Annotated in this window: 16 protein-coding genes; 1 reads left to right on the forward strand and 15 read right to left on the reverse strand. The window is 41.5% G+C overall.

The window, feature by feature from the left end; translation table 11 throughout:
• On the forward strand, positions 1-326 hold a 326-nt coding region (locus KQI39_RS13720), incomplete at its 5' end, for a hypothetical protein (RefSeq protein ID WP_216419021.1).
• A 256-nt stretch (positions 327-582) separates the two neighbouring features.
• On the opposite strand, the gene KQI39_RS13725 is transcribed toward KQI39_RS13720, so the two are convergent.
• From KQI39_RS13725 to purM, 15 genes are all read right to left on the reverse strand, one after another.
• Positions 583-1,614 (reverse strand): acyltransferase family protein, encoded by a 1,032-nt coding sequence (locus KQI39_RS13725; RefSeq protein WP_216419023.1) that lies wholly within the window; start codon positions 1,612-1,614, stop codon positions 583-585.
• A 37-nt stretch (positions 1,615-1,651) separates the two neighbouring features.
• Entirely contained in the window at positions 1,652-1,885 is a 234-nt protein-coding gene (locus KQI39_RS13730; RefSeq protein ID WP_173762138.1) for a hypothetical protein, read from the reverse strand.
• Positions 1,886-1,988: 103 nt separating this feature from the next.
• A complete protein-coding gene (locus KQI39_RS13735) occupies positions 1,989-4,337 on the reverse strand; it encodes a polysaccharide pyruvyl transferase family protein (RefSeq protein WP_256443750.1) in 2,349 nt (782 codons plus the stop codon).
• 52 nt (positions 4,338-4,389) lie between these two features.
• Positions 4,390-6,756 (reverse strand): polysaccharide pyruvyl transferase family protein, encoded by a 2,367-nt coding sequence (locus KQI39_RS13740; protein WP_216419027.1) that lies wholly within the window; start codon positions 6,754-6,756, stop codon positions 4,390-4,392.
• Positions 6,753-8,573 carry a glycosyltransferase gene (locus KQI39_RS13745; protein WP_173772325.1) on the reverse strand — a complete coding sequence of 607 codons (1,821 nt, stop codon included), beginning with the start codon at positions 8,571-8,573 and terminating at the stop codon, positions 6,753-6,755. The genes KQI39_RS13740 and KQI39_RS13745 overlap by 4 nt, the downstream gene beginning before the upstream one ends.
• Positions 8,566-10,209: a glycosyltransferase gene (locus KQI39_RS13750; protein WP_216419030.1), complete on the reverse strand. Its 1,644-nt coding sequence runs from the start codon at positions 10,207-10,209 to the stop codon at positions 8,566-8,568. The genes KQI39_RS13745 and KQI39_RS13750 overlap by 8 nt, the downstream gene beginning before the upstream one ends.
• The gene (locus tag KQI39_RS13755) at positions 10,199-11,209 is read right to left on the reverse strand and encodes a glycosyltransferase family 2 protein (RefSeq protein WP_148447751.1); all 1,011 of its coding nucleotides are present in this window, start codon (positions 11,207-11,209) and stop codon (positions 10,199-10,201) included. The genes KQI39_RS13750 and KQI39_RS13755 overlap by 11 nt, the downstream gene beginning before the upstream one ends.
• Before the next feature lie 6 nt (positions 11,210-11,215).
• A complete protein-coding gene (gene radA, locus KQI39_RS13760) occupies positions 11,216-12,586 on the reverse strand; it encodes a DNA repair protein RadA (RefSeq protein WP_216419032.1) in 1,371 nt (456 codons plus the stop codon).
• Positions 12,580-12,993, reverse strand: a complete 414-nt coding sequence (locus tag KQI39_RS13765; protein ID WP_148447747.1) for an endosialidase — start codon at positions 12,991-12,993, stop codon at positions 12,580-12,582. Before KQI39_RS13765 ends, radA begins: the two co-directional genes overlap by 7 nt.
• Before the next feature lie 121 nt (positions 12,994-13,114).
• Positions 13,115-15,577: an ATP-dependent Clp protease ATP-binding subunit gene (locus KQI39_RS13770; protein WP_148447745.1), complete on the reverse strand. Its 2,463-nt coding sequence runs from the start codon at positions 15,575-15,577 to the stop codon at positions 13,115-13,117.
• A gap of 11 nt (positions 15,578-15,588) precedes the next feature.
• Positions 15,589-15,966, reverse strand: a complete 378-nt coding sequence (locus KQI39_RS13775) for a GntR family transcriptional regulator (protein WP_021977595.1) — start codon at positions 15,964-15,966, stop codon at positions 15,589-15,591.
• A 73-nt stretch (positions 15,967-16,039) separates the two neighbouring features.
• Complete coding sequence (locus KQI39_RS13780; protein ID WP_173762132.1) at positions 16,040-16,813, reverse strand: SseB family protein; 774 nt, start codon at positions 16,811-16,813, stop codon at positions 16,040-16,042.
• Between the two features lie 161 nt (positions 16,814-16,974).
• Positions 16,975-18,249, reverse strand: a complete 1,275-nt coding sequence (gene purD, locus KQI39_RS13785; RefSeq protein ID WP_173762131.1) for a phosphoribosylamine--glycine ligase — start codon at positions 18,247-18,249, stop codon at positions 16,975-16,977.
• A 32-nt stretch (positions 18,250-18,281) separates the two neighbouring features.
• Positions 18,282-18,905 carry a phosphoribosylglycinamide formyltransferase gene (gene purN, locus KQI39_RS13790; protein WP_216419034.1) on the reverse strand — a complete coding sequence of 208 codons (624 nt, stop codon included), beginning with the start codon at positions 18,903-18,905 and terminating at the stop codon, positions 18,282-18,284.
• Complete coding sequence (gene purM / locus KQI39_RS13795; protein WP_216419036.1) at positions 18,899-19,924, reverse strand: phosphoribosylformylglycinamidine cyclo-ligase; 1,026 nt, start codon at positions 19,922-19,924, stop codon at positions 18,899-18,901. The genes purN and purM overlap by 7 nt, the downstream gene beginning before the upstream one ends.
• Positions 19,925-19,966: the final 42 nt, after the last annotated feature.

Here is a 19,966-nt window from a genome sequence, read left to right on the forward strand (position 1 = left end):
CGACTTGGATACTTTATCATATCTTCTGTCTTTTGTCAACTGTGAATTTCATTTTTCTGAAATTCTTTTTAATTGTTTGTTTTTCAAAAACAATTATTTGCGACAGCTCAGTTATAATAACACTGGGAGTTATACTTGTCAACCATAAAATTCAAATTTTTTTGGATTTTTCGAAATTTCATCCCAAAGCCCCAATTCAATTCCCAGGACAGGACGCCCCGCGTCCGCTTCCGTCCCCTATCCGGGTTTTATCTTTTTTCCTGTCAGTTGGAAATATCAGCCAGAGGGAGAGGATATCGGTTCGGGCTGTTGCGGAGGAGGGGTGATACAACTTAGGTTGCGGGAGAGGGCGTTATTGCGGCAGGGTCAGCTGTTTGAGCCAACGGCGAGTTCTGGCCCTGCCGCAATGGTTTTAGCCATCTCACGGAACCTTAGTTGTATCCCCCGACGGAGTCCTTGCCCGGGCCGATATCCTCTTCCTCTGGCGTCCGTCTTTCTCTCCACCTTCCGGAACCAACAGTATCCCCCGACGGAGTCCTTGCCCGGACCGATATCCTCTTCCTCTGGCGTCCGCCAAAGTCCCTACCCAGCTCGATGCATTCTCCGCATACGCCACACTTCACTCACCACCGTAAGCACCCTTGCACCAATAACAACCACCATAATACGAATCACACAATACAACAAAGCTCCCTTTTTTGACGGAAGCCCAAATACACACAACACCATCCTTTTAATAACCGAAAGCCCAATCACATCCAAAGCATGAATTGCATAAATATACAACGAAAATCTTCCACACCAACTCAAAAATCTGCTGATCTTTACACCTTTCACATAAATAAATTGCGATAACTTTACTACAAAATATGTACCACAAACAGGAGCCGCCAAAGAAATGATTCCACCATAGGAAGCCTGATGTACCCCAACACACCCCACTTTAATATCAAGCAGCCATACAAACAAACCAATCAAAATACTTCCCACCGGTAATTTTTTCAGATCTTTTTCGAATATTTTCTTCTCTTTCATCACACATCCCGAATGATAAAAGAACATTCCATACACACCCGCCTGTATTCCCAACGGCAGCCAAAAATAATCCCTCAACTGTGATGCCATCATTGCAAGGCAGATTATTAGCACCCACATTGAAACTTCATATTCTTCAGATATCTTTTTTACACATAGATACAATATCTGGCACATGAATAATGACATCAGAAACCAGGTCATACCAATCTGACTTACAGGTTTTCCATCAATTCCCTTCTGCATATCTCTTCCGGCAGCATAAAAAAGTGAACGCCAGAATTCTGTTTTTAAAAACAGCTCAGGGCTCATTATCATCGTACGGATAAAATTAATAACTACGTACGGTACCACTAATTGTTTAATCTTTTTTACTATTACAGAACTGATTTTTACATCCGTACTTTTTAAACACCATCCTGATAAAATGAAAAACAGTGGCATATGAAAAGAATAAATAAATACCATAAGTCTTTTATCCGCAGGATAGGCATTTTTCCATGTATGTCCTATAATAACACACAAAATTGCAATTCCCTTCGCAATATCTATAAACTCTTCTCTCTTTTTCTTTTCCATTACTTCACAACTCCCTAACCCAGCTCAAAAAAGTTCTCTAATTTCCTCCTGAAATCTCTCTCAGCAATTCAATATCGCTGGGCAATACTTTAATATTCGTAGTCAATTTTTCCCCCTCAGGGCTGATATAAGTTACTTCAAGAATGCTTCCTTCCCGGATTCCCCGCTTAGATACTGCATTACAAAAAGCAGGAAATTTCGGGTGATTCTGTTTAAAAGTATTCCAAGCATTCATAATCTTCATCATGTTTCCAAAATTACCAATTCCCATATCTTTCATCCTCGTTCTATACAACAGTAGCTGCCATGCTATCATCACCAAGCACAGCAGCCACTATTATTAATCTTAGTCTATTATTTTATAAAATCATCTGTTATCTGCGCTTATCTACCATCGGAAATACTGTAAAATTATCTACTTTTTTCTCAGAAAATACCGCATTACGCAACCATTCTCTTGACTTTTCAACCTGTGCATCAATCAATTGTTCCGTTTTTACATAATCAATCGGTTCCTCAACCATAGGATGACCGATAATTGTTGTCGCATCTTCTGTAAGACGATCTAAAAGCCCAAATCCGCCAAGAAGTGACGCAAATCTAAGGCTTCCTCGCTTTTTATTCGATATTGCACTAAAATTCTTCTGAAAGATAATCGCAAAACAAGTACCATGGAATGAATCCGTCACAACATAATCACTGTGATCAAAGCAATACAGCCATTCCGGCAAATCTACTTCATTAAGAATTTCTATCGGCGCCCCCGCAGGAATTCTCATATTCTGCCTGTTTCGTTCTCGTTGTCCTGGTGCCTCATCAAGAATAACTTTTACTTTTTTGTTCATTCTCTTAGATACATTGAGAAGTGCTTCTGTTTTTTCTTTTGTTGGGTCCAAAATATATGCCAAAATATATGGTTCCTCAGCACATTCCGGTCTAACGTTTTCTATCTTTGCATATTGATCCTTTTTGCAGAAGAATACCGGGTCTGTTACCCATGTGGCATCAACACCAAACACATTCTTACACATCTCAATCGCAAATTCTTCTCGTACAGAAACAGCATCAAATCTCTGAAGATAATATGCCGAAAGTTCTCTGTATGGTTCCGGACCTCTATACTCACTTTTACCAAAAGAAGTACCGTAAGCTATTTTTTTCTTATTATCATCTGCAAAATTCAGGAAATAATATTGTCCATAAATTCTGCTGAGTCCATAATTCCATAACTGATCCGATCCAACAATAAATCCATCACAAAGATCATTAAATTTTTTAAGCTTATGCATAGGATAAATTGGACTGATATTATAATGTTCTCTTGCAAATCTTCGTGGATCGGTTTTTGTCATCGTATCGCCTTCACGGGATAATGGATTATTTATCATAAGAACAGACAGTCCCATAGAAGTTAATTCATGATGCAATGCATAATAAGTAACCATACTTCCATAGTTACGTCCATACCACAGACCAATAATACCAATATCATATTTTCCCCGCAGACTATACTCTGTGGCTCTCTTGAATGAAGATGTTTCTAACAGCTGGAAAAAGCGTTTTCTGGATGGATGAGCACCATTCGGCTTATTGATCTCACCTTCACGTCTGCTCTTATCTAACAATTTAGAAAGCTCAATATTCTGTACCATTTTCATTCGAGTTTTTACAACTTCGAAAAGTTTTTTTCCTTTTTCCGAATTAACAAGTACAGCCGATGTTCCAATTCCATCCGAATATTCCCGTTTTATATCACCTGCTTCCCAAAAATCCCCTAAAGAAATATCTGCCTGTCGTGGTATAGCCAAAAATCTGCAGGAGCTACATGCAGGTCGTCTGCTCAATCCGATAAACATTGCTCTCAGATACGCATTTGTCGATGACCTCTCAAAAAAGCTTGTTCCATCTTTAAAATAAACACTGATCGTGTTGGCCCATCCAAATGCCCCTCTGTTTCTGAACTTTACTGATTCAACTTCTTTATCCGGAAAAGAATCTTTTAAGTATCTTTCAAACATTTCCTGTGATGGAAGCCCATGGCAAAAAATATCTACAGTAATAAGATTCTCATATTCCTGACCTAAAAACGCATATAACGCAGCAACATCACAAGGCACTCCGGAAAACAGAACCGTTTTTCCTTTTTTTAAAAGTTTTTCAATTTCTGGACAAACAGCCCTAATATCACTTTTAACATATTTTATATTATGAATCTGATCAAGATCTTCCTTTTTACGGATCAGGACATGTTCTACGGATGTTCCGTTTTTATATGCCGCTCCACAGACATACCCTCCGGATTCCAATATAACATTGGAAAGAAGTGTAAAGCATCCGCCAGCTGATCCCTTTCTGCGAATCTCATCCTCAGCCATCATAACATAGCTTTCCGGCTCCTTACTATTTTCATATTTCACCTGAACGGCCGGGCAATGCTTTAAACATTTTCCACATTTCACACATTTATCTGTATCAATCTGAGGATATGCATACCCTTCCGCATCCGTTTCCATCTGTATTGCATTTTGTGGACAAATTTCTGCACAGACTCCACATCCACAACAATCCTGTTCAAAAATTGCGGCAACCGTTATATCATCTGCTTTTTTCAGTTTTGCAGGTACAAATTCTGGGACTTTTTTCTTTGTATCCACAGACTCTGTTTTTCTTTTTCCATATTTTTTTACGATTTTCTTTGCTTTCACCTGAGTTTCCGGTGACATTTTGTCATATATTTTTCGTAAAAATTCCTGATTCACTACGAATCCTCCTTAATTACACATTCTTTTCTTCTTTTTGTGTAACATAGTTTTTCGCCATTTTTTTAGCTTTTTTCTGCATGCCAATTGGAAGACGATATAAAAGTCCCCGCCAAAATGTAGGTTTTACCTGCTCAATCTCTTCTTTAGTTACAACTAATTCCTTTTCTTGATCAGCTTCCACCCTGACAGGATAAGCCTGATATGTTTTTACAACTTTTTCAGAAAACATTGCATGTTCCAGCCATTTTCTGGAGCGTTCTCTCTCTGATTCTAAAATCTCATTCACAGATGCATAATCAATATCTTTTAATAATGTTCCATTATTTATAATATTTTTGGAATTTTTCACAAGTCTATCTTCTAAATGGAACAATTTCACCAGAGATTCTGATCTAACCATACCCCTGGCTTCATTTCCAATACCTGCAAACGGTTTTTCGTATAAAATAGCAAAGCTCATACCATGACAGGAATCCGTTACAACATAACTGCTATTTTTAAAATAAGCGACCCAATCCGGGAAAGTTACATTTTCGAGGACTTTCTCATCACCCATTTTTTCTTTGTTTTTCTTGAAAGTTCCTGTTTCGCCATCCAGAATAAATACCGCTTTCAATCCTTTTTTCTCTGCCAGATGTTTAACAGCCTCACGTTTCTCAGGTGTTGGATCAAGAATGTATGCTAACAGATACGGCTCTTTTTCTGAACGCTGTGATTCTTTTGCAACATCATCATATACTTTTCGATCTGTTGAAAATACAGGATCCAATACCCTGGTGGAATTCACGCCAAAAACATTATCAAGGATATCAACTGCTGATTCTTCCCGTACAGAAATCGCATCAAACTTTTTCAGAAGATCACTTGTTATAATTCTCTCCCGATCTGATCTGTAATCTCTTTTATGTCCGAAAGAACATGCAACTGCAACTTTTTTCTTTTCAGGTCTTGCAAAGTTCAACAGGAAACTCCGTCCAAAATTCCGGGCTACTCCAAAGTTCCATACCTGATCAGATCCTACAACAAACGCATCACAAACCTGATTTAAAAGTCCCATTTCAGAAAGTTTATATTTCCGGCTTACATGGCAGTGTTCTCTTGCAAAAACGCGGCTGTTTCTCTTTGCCACAACATCTGCCGGGGTTTTTCCTAAACCTTCATTATCGATCAGGAGCACTGCAAGGCCCAAGCTTTCCAACTGTTTGTACAAACCATAATAAGTCGCAATACTTCCATAGTTATTGCCAAACCATACGCCGACAATACCCACGTCGTAACGGCCTTTCATACAATAATCTACCGCTTTATGAACACTTGTATAATTTATCATTTCAAAAAAGCGGCCTCTCTGTGGTGGAACCTTCATTTTCTGAGCACCAAATCGATTTCTCTTCAATGCATCCAACGGAACTTTTTCGATAAATTTAACATTATCTTTGATTCCATTGAATAATTCTCTGCCCTTTTCATTATTGATTAAAATCATGGATGTTCCGACATCGTCATTAAGTGATTCTTTATATGCCGAAATTCCCCATGCATCACCGATCGTAATATCTGCCTGTTTAGGAATTGCCGCAAATTTACAATCCTCACAGGATTGACGGAGAAACAGACTCTTGAAAGATCCAATTTCAAATGGATCAAGCACACCGGATCCCATATATGTTCGTCCGTCTTTCAGGATAACCTCACAGGTGGTTCCGCTCCAACCATAGCGTTTTGAACGGAAATAAAATTTGTCTATATTTTCACGTCCATCAAAAGTTTCATCTAAATACTGCTCAAAAACTTTTGGAGATGTCGGCCCATGGCACATAAGATCTGCAGTAAACAGACCTTTTGTATTTTCACCGAGAAAAGCTTTTAAACCGGCTACCTGACACGGCGTTCCTGTGAACAATACCGTTCTTCCCTCATCCAGCAATTTTTTTACTTTTGGATAAGCCTCTCCCAATTCGCTCTCTACATATTTAGATCTACGCATAGGTTCCAGCTCTGTTTCATTTTCTGCAAAAGTGTGATAAACATGAAATTTTTCATCCATCACAACTCCGCAGACAACTCCTCCTTTGGAGAAGATGTATTTTGCCAGAAGTGTAAATGCCCCACCTGAACTGCTGTCTAGGCGGATCTTATCATCCGCCCATATTACATAAGATTCTGGTGATGCGATATTGCTTCTGTCTTTATCATGTAAGCCTGGACATATTCTTCGGCATTTTCCACATCCTGTACATTTTTCTTCATCCACTACAGGATAACGAAATCCCTCATGATCATTCTGCATGCTAATTGCCCCAAAAGGACAGGTAAACTGGCAAGCTGTACAGCCATAGCATTCGTCTTTTTTTAAATCCCCTATATGTTTTACACTCATTTATCTATCTCCAAATATTTTCTCCAGAAACTTTCTGAAGTAAATTCTTTTCTGTGATCTCTGTACTCTTTCTCCAAACGTTCATGAATCCTAGCATAACGGTTGAAAAGCTTTCTTTCCCTGCTGAACAGCTCAAAAAATCTCTTCTTATCCATTTCTCTGTATGCACCCTGCTTCAGATATGGGTTCACTGCAAGAAGTTTCCTTCTGAAAAAATATCTGTGCGGTGAATAATACCAGTCATAAGCCACTGGAACAACTGACTTTTTCAGCCATTTTGTTGGCCAAAAATGCCCATTGTAAGTAATCCTGTACAGAAATGTCTCCAGTGATTTACGTGGAAGATCCTGTGCATAAACACTAAGTACCTTTGTTGGTGCTTCCGGAAACTTAGAAAGTGGTTCCATCTTCTCATTTTTCTGAGATTTCTCTTTCAAAAGTTTCTCACCCTGATTCTTCATGAAGAATTTATATCCCTTCATGTAATCCTCAACCGCATCAAGAAGGAGCTCCGCCCCATCATAGTTAAAGCGAAGAAGGTTTACACGAATCAGTTTACGGATACGGGTCATAATATCCACATTCTGGCATACTCCACTGGCTGCCTGAAGCATCAGTGTATTTCTGTGCACCTGATAAAATTCCATTGCTCCGTTAAATTTGTTTGTAAAGCCCATATGCCAGATACAAATACCACTGAGTGTAATGAATTTTGCTTTATTACGCAGGCTGTATTCTACATCATCACCACGTACAAATACTGGCAACGGTAAATTATCTTTACGTACAAATTCTGCAGGGATACAGCAATACCACCATCCTGCATAAGCATTCTTCGGCTGATGGAACATTTCCTCACAACGAAGGATATCTTCCATCTTTCTTGTGTCTACACGGTCTTTAATCGGTCCATAAGTTCCCTCATGATCCATAAATCCAACATCCTCATACAGGTAATTCATCTCTTCATAGAAAAGCATTGCTCCACTGATAAAGTGATGCTCATACTCGGGACGAACAATCTTCAGAAGATTATAGGTACGGATCAGACTCTCCGGAAGGATCATAACGTCGTCATCCATGAGGAGAACGTGTGTCGGCTTCTCCTTATGGTCCATTGCCTCCAGCATACCTCGTGTAAAACCACCAGCCCCGCCTACATTCAGATTGGGATGTACCATTACATGTTCTGTTTCCAGCTCTTCTACCGGAAGTGTGCGTCCATTATCCACTACATGAATCCAAAGATTCTTCGCCAGGCTATCGTTACCTGCAAGTACGGTATCCTTCAGAAGCTGAATATTAGGAAGGATATAATCCTCTTTCTTAAATGTAGTAGTGCAAAGATGAAGAGATACATGACGTACCTGTTCCTCATCGATTTCTGTATCATACTCTCCACCATAAACCACACATATTCCATGTGTATGGATCTCAAAACCAGCAAGCATCAGATTATTTTCCGGATATTCCAGACTAATCTCCTGCGGCTCTGCGGCAGAAACTTTTGCTCTGTGCAAAACTTTTCGGATATACTGCGTATCTTTTTTCTCATAGCCTGTAAGGATAATCTCCATTTCACCTTTTACACGCAGTTTCAGTATTAATTTTGACGCATAAGTATAAGTTTTCCATTTCAGAAGTGAAATAGAGTTAAAATATGTGCAGAAATCAATTACCTGGCCTGCACCTAAAACAATTGTTTTCTTTTCTCTGTCATATACCGGACGGCTGCTTTTGAAGAACATTTCCCAGTATGCTTCCAGTCTGTCATTGTCGCAGAACAGGATATTCTGCAGTTTGTAATTCTTACTCATTCTTATCAATCTCCAAATAATTATTCCAGAATTCTTCTGTTATCAGTTTCTTCCAGTTCTTGCGATAGCTTTCCCTGGCTCTTTCAAAGTACCTGTCTGTTTTCCTCAATGCCAGTAACAAATATATGCTCAGACGTATTGTTTCCGCAAGATTTTTGTCTGCTTTCAGGCAAAGTCCCGCAGAATCTTCATAAACTACACGTTTTTTTCTGGCTGCAGTGTAAACACTGACATCCGGAGTTGTGTAGAATACATTCTTTTCTTTTTTATCCAGTCTTTCCAGTTTTGGAAGACGTTTGACAACATTCTGCTGAATCTCTACGCCATCTGTGTCTTCCAGCCATTTTTCACCTTTCAGAAAATCCAGCATCGCACAGATATTCAGATAAATATAGGAATATCTTCCTCTCAGTAGATTTCCTGCTGCCCATTTCATCAGAAAGGCTTTCCACTGACGTTTGGTCCAGTCCTCATAATGAATAGCATTTAAGATCGCCATATTTCGGATATCATAATATTCTCCCATCTGCGGAAGTTTTTTGATTACGACCTCATGCCAGACTCCGATTCCATTCAAAGTCATCAGGCTGCCCATACGAATTCCATATTCAATATCATCTCTGTGAATAAACACAGGAAGTGGAAGTCCTTTTTCACGGATTGACGGTACCGGTATACAGCAATACCACCATCCACCGTAATCCCAGTTTTCGATCTTTGCATTTTCGAGAAGAGTTTCCGGTTTCCGAAGATCCAGATTCTGTCTGCCGCCCTGAATTTTTCCACGGTTCCATAATGCTCCGCATTCAAACTGATTCCATGGAACATCCCTTTCTATGAGTGAACCTCCAAGAGGTGCCTTCTGCCATTTTTTCTTTACAACAGATAAAAATAATTCTGTTTTTTTAAGCACATCCGGATTCAGGACAATATCATCATCCATCAGGATTACATGAGTAAACTCCGGAATCTTCAGCGCCTCGATCATACCTCTTGTAAATCCACCTGCGCCTCCACAGTTCCGGTTCAAAACAAGATGTACCCAGTCCGGAATCATTTCCTCTGTCAGTGTATTTCCATTATCTATAAGAAAAACTTCCGGACGATATTCCTGCTCCATTCTGGAAATCCTCTCAAGATTTCCGATTACCTCTTTTTCACGGCGACAGGTACAGATCACTACTGCAATCTGAACATCCTGCTGTACTTCCACTTCGGAACCAAAAACAATATTCCGGAGATAACATCCTTGCTCCAGTCCTTCCACTCGAATCCAGACGGCCGAAAATTTTTCCGGATCAGGCATTTCAAAAGAAACCGTATCTCCCTCGGTGATACATTTTCGTTCCTCGTATACAGCACTTTTTTTTCCATCTGTATAACAGAGCGCTACTTTGCAATTTCCGGAAACCGTAACCTCCACATGAAGCCCGTTCAGTTCGGTATACTCTGACCACTGTCCCGGATAAAAACCATTAAAATATGTAAACAGTTCTGCTTTTTCGTTCTCCGGTATGTATAATGATTTTTTTTCTTCATTGATTACATGTACGCCTTCTGTTCCCTGATAATAAAGTCCATGATTTTCTTCTGTACTGTCAGGAAGCATCATTGTCTGTACTGTTTTATACTTCATTTAGTTTCTCCCTAAGCCTCATAATAAAGTGTCCTGGATAGTATAACAGATATCCGCTTTTTCTGATAGCCCATACAAATTTATTTTCTACCGCATTATAAATATCGGGATAACTCTCATGAATTTTTCCATCCATTTTCCGCAGTCTGCGGCACATTTTTACAGAGCACGGAAAACTCAAATAGATCTTAAAATGGCTGCTTAAAACATTGGAAATTCCATTTTCAAGATATACCAGGTATTCTCTGTCGGCCCCTTTTGTTCTCTGTTTCCGGTAATATTTCAGAAGGCTTTTCAGAACCCTCTCATGATTTCTGTGATTCTTTCGCATTTTTTCCAGTGTCATGCTCTGACCCTGGCGCCCCAGTCTATACATGTATACAAATTCATCCAGAAATACAATACTTTTGACTTCCGGAATCGGATACATTACAAATTCCACATCTACATAATAGCAGTTTTCATCAATTCTCATTCCTGTTTTTCGAACCAGATCTGTTCGAATTGTCATGGAATGCATCTTTACAAATGTTTTTTCCGCAACTTCATGAAAATCATATTTCCTGCCATATTCCACACCCGGAAACGGATGTCTGTTCTGAATACTCATTTTCCCGGATTGCTCATAAACCCAGAAAAAATTGCTCCAGACAATATCTGTGTGAAATTTTTCCAGGCCTTCCACAAGCCTGATAAAAGCTTTTTTATTTACCCAGTCATCACTGTCCAGTACCTTTACATATTCTCCGGCAGCATGGTCCATTCCTGTATTGATCGCCGATCCATGTCCGCCATTTGGCTTACTGATCACACGGACAGAATCCGGATGTGCTGCCACATACTCCATTGCAATCTCTTCAGACCGGTCCGTCGATCCGTCCAGAACCACCAGTATTTCTATTTTATCCAGAATCTCTCTGATCATCAGCGATTCCAGGCACTGACGGATGTACTTTTCCATATTGTACACTGGAATGATAACTGACAAAACCTTTTGCATATTTGTTTACCTCATTATATATGAAATCGCATCACGAATCCCGGCCACATATATCAGCCGGATTCCTTTCATGCTCTCTGTTGCTGCCCGGTTCACTTCCGGCAGGATTACCGTTTCAAATCCCAGTTTTTTTGCTTCCTGCACCCTTTGTCCGGCCATGCTGACAGCCCGGACTTCGCCACTTAGGCCAATCTCTCCAAAAACCATAACAGAATCCGGAATGACAATATCTTTGGCACTGGAAATAATTGCCAGGCAGATTCCTAAGTCAATGGCCGGTTCCGTCATCTTCATTCCTCCGGCAATATTTACATAGGCATCAGAAGATGCAAGATGAACTCCTGCTTTTTTCTCCAATACTGCCATAAGAAGATTTACACGATTAAAATCGGTACCAACTGCCGTTCTCCTGGGAATCCCAAAATTACTCTGGCACACCAGTGCCTGAATCTCCACCAGAATCGGTCTGGTTCCTTCCATAGAGCAGGCTACTACGGAACCGGATGCATTCTCCGGCCTTCCATTCAGCAGAAACTCAGAAGGATTTTTCACTTCCTCCAGCCCTGTGTTCTGCATCTCAAAAACTCCGATCTCATTGGTCGATCCAAAGCGGTTTTTTACCGCACGCAGAATTCGATAGGAAGCATGTCTGTCTCCTTCGAAATAAAGCACGGTATCTACCATATGTTCCAGCACACGGGGGCCGGCCACGTTACCTTCTTTTGTTACATGGCCAACAATAAAAATGGATACACCCATGCCTTTTGCAATCTGCATCAGAACATTGGTCGATTCTCTTACCTGTGAAACACTTCCCGGTGCAGAAGTAATATCTTCATGGAACATTGTCTGAATAGAGTCCACGACTACCACATCCGGCTTCATCCGCTCTATGATTTCACGGATATTTTCAAGATTGGTTTCACATAACAGTTTCAGTTTATCATTAAAATTCCCCAGTCTGTCCGCCCTTAATTTAATCTGGCGCAGAGATTCCTCACCGGAAATATATAATACGGATACTCCCTGGGAAGAAAGATTTCTGCAGACCTGAAGAAGCAGGGTAGATTTACCGATTCCGGGATCTCCACCCACCAAAACAAGGGAGCCAGGAACAATTCCGCCTCCCAGTACCCTGTCCAATTCACCGATTCCACAGCTCTGACGTTCATCTGCCGAAAGGCTGATATCTTTTAAAATTACAGGTTCTGTCTTCTTCTGCGATACTTTTACGCCGGAGGAAGCGGTTTTTTTAGAAGAAACCGTTTCCTCCACAAATGTATTCCATGCCTTACATGCAGGACACTGCCCCATCCATTTGGCCGATTCATACCCGCATTCCTGGCAGAAATATACTGTTTTTTTATTTTTTAGCATTTTACGATTTTTACTTCTGCTTTGGTGTTCGCATCCAGTTCAACACTGAAAGAAAGCTTGCCACCCAGGTTTGTAGTCATGGTGCCTGTGCTCGCTCCATCGATAAATACCTGATATTCTGTCTCAGCTTCAAGTTCTACTGTGATCTGAGAGTCCTCAAAGCCCTGTACCTCAAAGCTCATTGTAGTTCCATCCTGCTGAAGATGAAATACACTTGTTCCCGGAACAGACTCATATACGAACATTCCATTGCGCTCAAGCTTGGTAATCTCCTTATATGTTTTTACTTTATACATATCTCCCTGATACTGATAATCCGACAGTTTGGATTTCTGGTTTAATTCGTAATCTCCAAAACTGATAGTACCGTTATCTTCTGTACGGATCAATTCCTGTACCACTGCCATGATCTTATGTCCTCCTGAAATTCTTTTGTTGTATCTTTAAGATGATGTTAATTATAGCTTATTTTTTTTCTTTTTGCCATAGAAAGTGACAAAATTCTTATACTTTTCAAAAACTCCGGTTTCATTCCCCGGAAACTGTAACAGAAAAGCAGATTTTTTTATCTTTTGCTTTTACCTGTACCGTATCTCCTGCTTTGATCTTTCCTGCCAGAATTTCCGTTGCCATTTCATCTTCGATTTTTGTCTGGATTGCACGACGCAGTGGTCTTGCACCATACTTACTGTCAAAACCTTCATCTGCAATGAGATCTTTTGCCGCTCCTGTAATTTTCAGAGTGATATTCAGCTGTTCCTGGCATCGTTTTTCCAGATTCTTGAGCAGGATCGTAACAATTTTGCGGATATTCTCTTTATTGAGAGAATGAAATACCATAATCTCATCAATTCGATTCAGAAATTCCGGTTTAAACATCCTTCGAACTTCTTCCATAACTCCGTTTTTCATTCGGTCGTAATTCTGTTTTTCTGTGTCGCCGGACATAAAGCCAAGATGCTTCGGTTCCATAATCACCTGTGCACCGGCATTGGAAGTCATAATAATAATCGTCTGTTTGAAATCCACTTTCCTGCCATGAGCATCTGTGATATGGCCATCATCCAGCACCTGTAAAAGAATATTAAACACATCCGGATGCGCTTTTTCGATTTCATCAAAAAGAATTACACTGTACGGATTTCTTCTCACTTTTTCACTGAGCTGTCCGCCTTCTTCATATCCTACATATCCCGGAGGAGATCCGATCAATTTGGATACGCTGTGTTTTTCCATATATTCAGACATATCTACACGAATCATTGCCTGCTCACTTCCAAATACAGCTTCTGCCAGTGCTTTGGAAAGTTCCGTTTTTCCGACTCCGGTAGGTCCCAGAAATAGGAAAGAACCGATTGGTCTTGCCGGATCTTTTAAGCCTACCCTGCCTCTTTTTACTGCACGGGCAACTGCAGAAACCGCCTCATCCTGGCCGATTACACGTTTTTTTAGAACTTTTTCCAGATTTGCCAGACGTCTGGATTCTCCTTCTGTCAGCCTCTGTACCGGAATTTTAGTCCAGTCGGATACAATATCCGCAACTGCTGCCTCTCCAACAGTGAGAGCTTTCCGTCTGTTTCGGCGATCTGCTTTTCTGCGGAGTTTTTCAAGTTCTGCTTCCGCTTCGTTCTGTCTGGCCTGCGCTTCTTTCGCATGTTCCAGATCTGCATTTACAACCGCCTGTTCTTTTTCTTTCAGAATATCGTGAATTTCCCGCTCCAGCGCCTCTGCCTCCGGCGACGGATGATATCCAGCCAGCTGCACTTTGGAAGCAGCTTCGTCAATGATATCAATGGCTTTGTCCGGAAGGAAACGGTCATTAATATAACGGACAGACATTTTTACCGCCGCTTCAAGTGCCTCATCCAGAATCTCTACCCCGTGATGTTTCTCATAGTATGGACGCAGGCCTTTCAGAATTTCAATTGCTTCTTCCTCCGTAGGCTCTTCTACTGTAATAGGCTGAAAACGGCGTTCCAGAGCTGCATCTTTTTCAATATATTTCCGGTATTCCTCCAGAGTCGTCGCCCCAATCAGCTGAATCTCTCCTCTGGAAAGAGAAGGTTTCAGAATGTTAGAGGCATCCAGAGCACCCTCTGCCCCACCGGCGCCGATAATTGTGTGAATCTCATCAATAAAAAGAAGGATTCCCTGCTGTTCCCTTACTTCATCAATGACATTTCGAATACGTTCTTCAAATTCTCCACGATATTTACTTCCTGCTACCATTCCGGAAAGATCCAGAACTACCACGCGTTTATCTTTTACAGTATCCGGAACCATTCCTGTTACAATCCGCTGTGCAAGTCCCTCTACAATGGCTGTTTTTCCGACTCCGGGTTCTCCTGTCAGGCATGGATTGTTCTTGGTTCTTCTACTTAAAATCTGGATCAGTCTGGCAATCTCCTTATCTCTTCCTACAACCGGATCCAGTTTGCCTTCTTCCGCCATTTCTGTAAGATCCCTGCTGTACTGGTCAAGCGTTGGTGTGGCACTTCCATTTTTTCCTCTGGAAGCCTTTACAGATTGGAATTCTTCCGCAATAGCATCGCTGTCCATTCCCATAGCAGCAAGAACTGCCGCATAAAGTTTCTGGATATTCACTCCCATGGTATACAAAAGTCTTGTACCTACACAGTCTGTTTCTTTTAACATTGCCAGCAGTAGATGCTCGGTGCCTGCCTCCTCAAAATGCATGGCCTCCGCTTCCGCATATGCATTTTCCAGAACCCGTCTTGTTCTGGGACTGAATCCCGGTTTCTGTGCAACTGCCGTATTTCCCGGCGGTGCGATCAGTTCATCAATCAGTGCCAGGGTTTTATCTGCCTGAATACCAAATTCTTCCAGCACTCTTCCAGCAGTTCCCTCTTTTTCTTCCACAAGACCGACCAGCAGATGCTCCGTGCCAATATAACTATGTCCGCAGGAGCTGGCTGCCTGTTTTGCCAGAACAAGAACATTCTCCGCCTGTTTTGTATATCGTTCCTGCATGATGTCTCCTCCTATCTGTCTGTGTCATATTCGTCAAAAATCTCATCCACCAGCTGGTGAACTTCTTCCCTTGTTACATTTTTACAACATCCCCATGCCATTGCCACTGTCAGATTCTGTTTCATTTCTTCCAGAGCTCTGACCTTATCCGCATCAATGGAGATCACAGCGCCCTTCCGTCTGTCAATGGTTACAAAACCTTCCTGCCGAAGCAGTGCATATGCCTTGTTTACCGTATGCATATTAATTCCTGCAATACTTGCAAGCTGCCGTACAGAGGGCAGAGCATCCCCCTCATGAAGTCTTGATGTAGCTATCCCCATTATGATCTGATTGGTGATCTGCATATAGATCGCCTCATCACTGTTAAAATCGATTTCTATCACCATAGGGCAATCTCTCCTCTACAACAGCAAAAGGCTGCCCAGTTTCATCCTGGCAGCCTGCTGTAATTTTTTGTTTTTATTTGCTGATCCCTGCAATCTTTTCTACCTGTTCTTTGTTCAGAATCAGATTAAAGCCCAGTGGATTTATCACATAAGCGTTTGCCTGTGGAATCATCAGGCTCGGAAGTTTGTCCATGGTTACTTTTGCAACACGGAGATTTTTACCTCTTCCGAATTTCTCAAACTCCATAACATCTGTGAATACAGGCTGCAGAATCTTGTCCTCTTTGTTTTTCAGATATGGAATATGAAGTTTTCCGTCTTCTTCCTGTTCTGCATTGATAGCAATCAGAAATTCTGCTTTTCGTAAATTCGCGATCAGCTCTTCTTCAAGCTCACGGATATTTTTGTGTTCTTCCTGTTTTACCGGACGGCGAAGTTCCTGCATAAAGTAAATACCGGAAAGCTCAAGAGATGGATTCAGAAGCGGTCTCTTCGCCGGCTCGATTTTACTCATATCTCTCTGCTTTGCGATTTTTCCAATTTCTATTTCAATCTGCTCTTCTCCGTCAATCCAGATTACACTGTTTACTCCGATTGCATACAGCGTTCCATACAGTCTCGGAAAATCTTTCTTCTCATATTTCATGCCCATAAGAAGGATCTTATCCTCCAGGAGCTGTTTTCCATATTCTTTTATTTCTTCTTCTGTGGCAAAAATTCTCGCCTGATCATTAAATGTCTCATCATCACAGGTTACATACGGAAGCTTGGTTGCCTGTGAATATGCAACAAATACTTCTTCCCTGTTTCTGAGTTCATGAATTGCTTCTTCTACACTGATTCCCATTTTTCTGTCCTCTCTGCCTCATCACTTGGATGCGACACTTCAGCAAAGAAATGGCATCCAGCTTTTTATTATTCGTAACTACTCACTGTGTTTCATAGTTGTTACTATTGTACAATGAAACCCCTGTTTTCGTCAAGCTGTGCCTGTGAAAACTGACCAATTCATGCCTCGTCGATCGCTTTTCCAATATCATGACGCATATATTTGTTTGCAAAACTGATCCACTCAGTAGCAGCATATGCGTTCTTTCTTGCCTCTTTCAGCGTTTTTCCCTTGGCAGTGATACCAAGAACACGGCCTCCGTTTGTAACGATCTGGCCGTCTTTAAATTTGGTTCCAGCATGGAAACAGTAGTATCCATCTTTGTCCTTGAAGTTCTCAAATCCCTGAATCGGAATACCCTTTTCATATTTTACAGGATATCCATCACTTGCAAGAACAACACATACTGCCGCATTGTCTTCGAATTTCAGATCAATCTGATCCAGATTTCCGTCTACACAGGCTTCCATCACTTCAATAATATCATTCTCCATACGCGGAAGAACAACCTGTGCTTCCGGATCACCAAATCTTGCATTATATTCCAGTACCTTCGGGCCATCTGCAGTAAGCATCAGTCCAAAGAAAATAATTCCCTTAAACGGACGTCCCTCAGATGCCATGGCATCTACAGTCTTCTGATAAATATATTTCTTACAGAATTCATCTACTTCCGGAGTATAGAACGGACTTGGGGAAAATGTTCCCATTCCACCGGTATTCAGTCCCTGGTCTCCATCCTTGGCACGTTTGTGATCCTGTGCGGATGTCATGGTGCGAATGGTCTTTCCATCTACAAAAGAAAGCACGGAAACTTCACGACCTGTCATGAATTCTTCAATTACCATGGTATTTCCAGCATTTCCGAATTTTTTATCTTCCATGATCTCTTTTACGCCGGCTTCTGCCTCTGCAAGATCCTGGCAGATCAGAACACCTTTTCCAAGTGCAAGGCCATCTGCTTTCAGAACGATCGGGAATTTTGCTTCGGTTCTTAAATATTCCAGAGCTTTCTCCGGATCATCAAAATTCTCATAAGCTGCAGTAGGAATATCGTATTTCTTCATAAGATCCTTGGAAAAAGCCTTGGAGCCTTCCAGAATGGCTGCGTTTTTGCGCGGTCCGAATACACGAAGTCCCTCTGCCTCAAATACATCTACGATTCCGCCCACAAGAGGATCATCCATTCCCACGATGGTAAGATCGATCTCTTTTTCTTTGGCAAAGGCTGCCAGTTTCTCGAATTCCATTGCTCCGATATCTACGCATTCTGCGTACTCTGCGATTCCTGCATTTCCAGGTGCACAGTAAATCTTGTCAACTTTCGGGCTTTTTGCAACACTCCATGCAATTGCATGCTCTCTTCCGCCGCTTCCTACGATTAATACTTTCATCTGTTTACTCCTTTGTTTCATCTGTTTTGTGATTACTTTAAAGAAACAATTCCATCTGTCACTGTGATCTTGTCATTGGCGATAAGATTGATGGCTTCCGGAAGGATCTTCCATTCTGCTTTCTCCATTACACGTCTCTGAAGCTCCTTGGATGTGTCTCCGTCTTTTACCTTCACCGCTTTCTGAAGGATGATCGGGCCTGTATCTGTACCTGCATCTACGAAATGAACCGTAGCACCGGTTACTTTTACTCCTCTTGCAAGAACTGCATCATGAACCTTCAGTCCATAGAAACCTTTTCCGCAGAAAGACGGGATCAGAGATGGATGGATATTGATGATCTTGTTTGGATATGCCTCCACCATCATCGGAGGAATCGCAACCAGATATCCCGCAAGAACGATCAGCTCTACCCCTCTCTCCTGAAGTTTGGAAAGCAATGCTTTATGGAAAGCCTCCCTGTCCGGATAGTCTTTTGGTGCGATACATATCGCTTCTATGTCATGTTTTCTGGCTCTCTCCAGTGCATAGGCAGACGCATTGTTGCTGATTACAATATCAACCTCTGCGTTTGTGATCTCTCCTGCATCAATGGCATCCATGATCGCCTGAAGATTCGTTCCTCCACCGGAAACAAGAACACCGATCTTTAACATAAGGTCACTCCCTTTTCTCCTTCTTCGATGCTTCCTACTACATATGGCTTGTCACCAGTCTTACGGATAGCTTCCATTGTTTTGTCAACATCTGCTGGATCTACTGCCAGGATCATTCCAAGGCCCATATTATATGTATTGTACATCATATGCTCATCAATATTTCCTTTTTCTGCAAGGAGCTTAAAGATCGGAAGTACCGGATAGCTGTCTTTCTTGACAACAGCTCTGGTTCCCTCTTTCAGCATACGCGGAATATTCTCATAAAATCCACCGCCTGTGATATGGCTGCATGCATGGATCTTCACTCCGGCCTCACGGATGCTCTTCAGTGCTTTTACATAGATTCTGGTCGGTGCGATCAGTGCCTCTCCCAGAGTTGTTCCAAGTTCATCATAATAAGTATCCAGGGACTCTTTTGTCATATCGAATACTTTACGTACAAGAGAAAATCCGTTACTGTGAACACCTGTTGAAGCCATGCCGATCAGGACATCTCCCGGTTTCAGGGCCTCTCCTGTGAGAAGATCTTTTTTGTCAACGATTCCTACGGCAAATCCGGCAAGGTCATACTCATCCTCCGGCATAAGTCCAGGATGTTCTGCCGTTTCACCACCGATCAGAGCTGCCTCAGACTGTACGCAGCCTTCTGCAACACCTTTTACGATCTCGGCGATCTTCTCCGGATAGTTTTTGCCACAGGCAATGTAGTCCAGGAAAAACAGTGGCTCGCCGCCTGCACACGCAATATCATTTACGCACATAGCTACGGCATCAATTCCAATGGTATCATGTTTGTCCATAACCATGGCCACCTTAACCTTGGTTCCGCATCCGTCTGTTCCGGAAACCAGTGTAGGCTCTTCCATATCTTTAAATTTCTCCATGGAAAATGCACCTGAGAATCCACCGATTCCTCCAAGTACCTCCGGTCTCATTGTCTTGGCAATGTGTTTTTTCATCAGCTCTACTGATTTGTATCCTGCCTCAATATCTACGCCTGAAGTCTTGTAATCCATAATGTCCTCCTTATGACAACACTCTTTTATTTTTATGGTAAA

Source organism: Blautia sp. MSJ-36 (assembly GCF_018917985.1).
In the GTDB taxonomy this organism is placed as follows: domain Bacteria; phylum Bacillota; class Clostridia; order Lachnospirales; family Lachnospiraceae; genus Blautia_A.

Coding starts and splice junctions, on each gene's coding strand:
- KQI39_RS13750 (WP_216419030.1), bottom strand. CDS start 10,209: ATGAAGTATAAAACAGTACAGACAATGATGCTTCCTGACAGTACAGAA.
- KQI39_RS13765 (WP_148447747.1), bottom strand. CDS start 12,993: ATGGCAGTGGTACAGGAATTGATCCGTACAGAAGATAACGGTACTATC.
- KQI39_RS13770 (WP_148447745.1), bottom strand. CDS start 15,577: ATGCAGGAACGATATACAAAACAGGCGGAGAATGTTCTTGTTCTGGCA.
- KQI39_RS13780 (WP_173762132.1), bottom strand. CDS start 16,813: ATGGGAATCAGTGTAGAAGAAGCAATTCATGAACTCAGAAACAGGGAA.
- KQI39_RS13745 (WP_173772325.1), bottom strand. CDS start 8,573: ATGAGTAAGAATTACAAACTGCAGAATATCCTGTTCTGCGACAATGAC.
- KQI39_RS13730 (WP_173762138.1), bottom strand. CDS start 1,885: ATGGGAATTGGTAATTTTGGAAACATGATGAAGATTATGAATGCTTGG.
- radA (WP_216419032.1), bottom strand. CDS start 12,586: ATGCTAAAAAATAAAAAAACAGTATATTTCTGCCAGGAATGCGGGTAT.
- KQI39_RS13740 (WP_216419027.1), bottom strand. CDS start 6,756: ATGAGTGTAAAACATATAGGGGATTTAAAAAAAGACGAATGCTATGGC.
- KQI39_RS13735 (WP_256443750.1), bottom strand. CDS start 4,337: ATGTCACCGGAAACTCAGGTGAAAGCAAAGAAAATCGTAAAAAAATAT.
- purN (WP_216419034.1), bottom strand. CDS start 18,905: ATGTTAAAGATCGGTGTTCTTGTTTCCGGTGGAGGAACGAATCTTCAG.
- KQI39_RS13755 (WP_148447751.1), bottom strand. CDS start 11,209: ATGCAAAAGGTTTTGTCAGTTATCATTCCAGTGTACAATATGGAAAAG.
- KQI39_RS13775 (WP_021977595.1), bottom strand. CDS start 15,966: ATGGTGATAGAAATCGATTTTAACAGTGATGAGGCGATCTATATGCAG.
- KQI39_RS13725 (WP_216419023.1), bottom strand. CDS start 1,614: ATGGAAAAGAAAAAGAGAGAAGAGTTTATAGATATTGCGAAGGGAATT.
- purM (WP_216419036.1), bottom strand. CDS start 19,924: ATGGATTACAAGACTTCAGGCGTAGATATTGAGGCAGGATACAAATCA.
- purD (WP_173762131.1), bottom strand. CDS start 18,249: ATGAAAGTATTAATCGTAGGAAGCGGCGGAAGAGAGCATGCAATTGCA.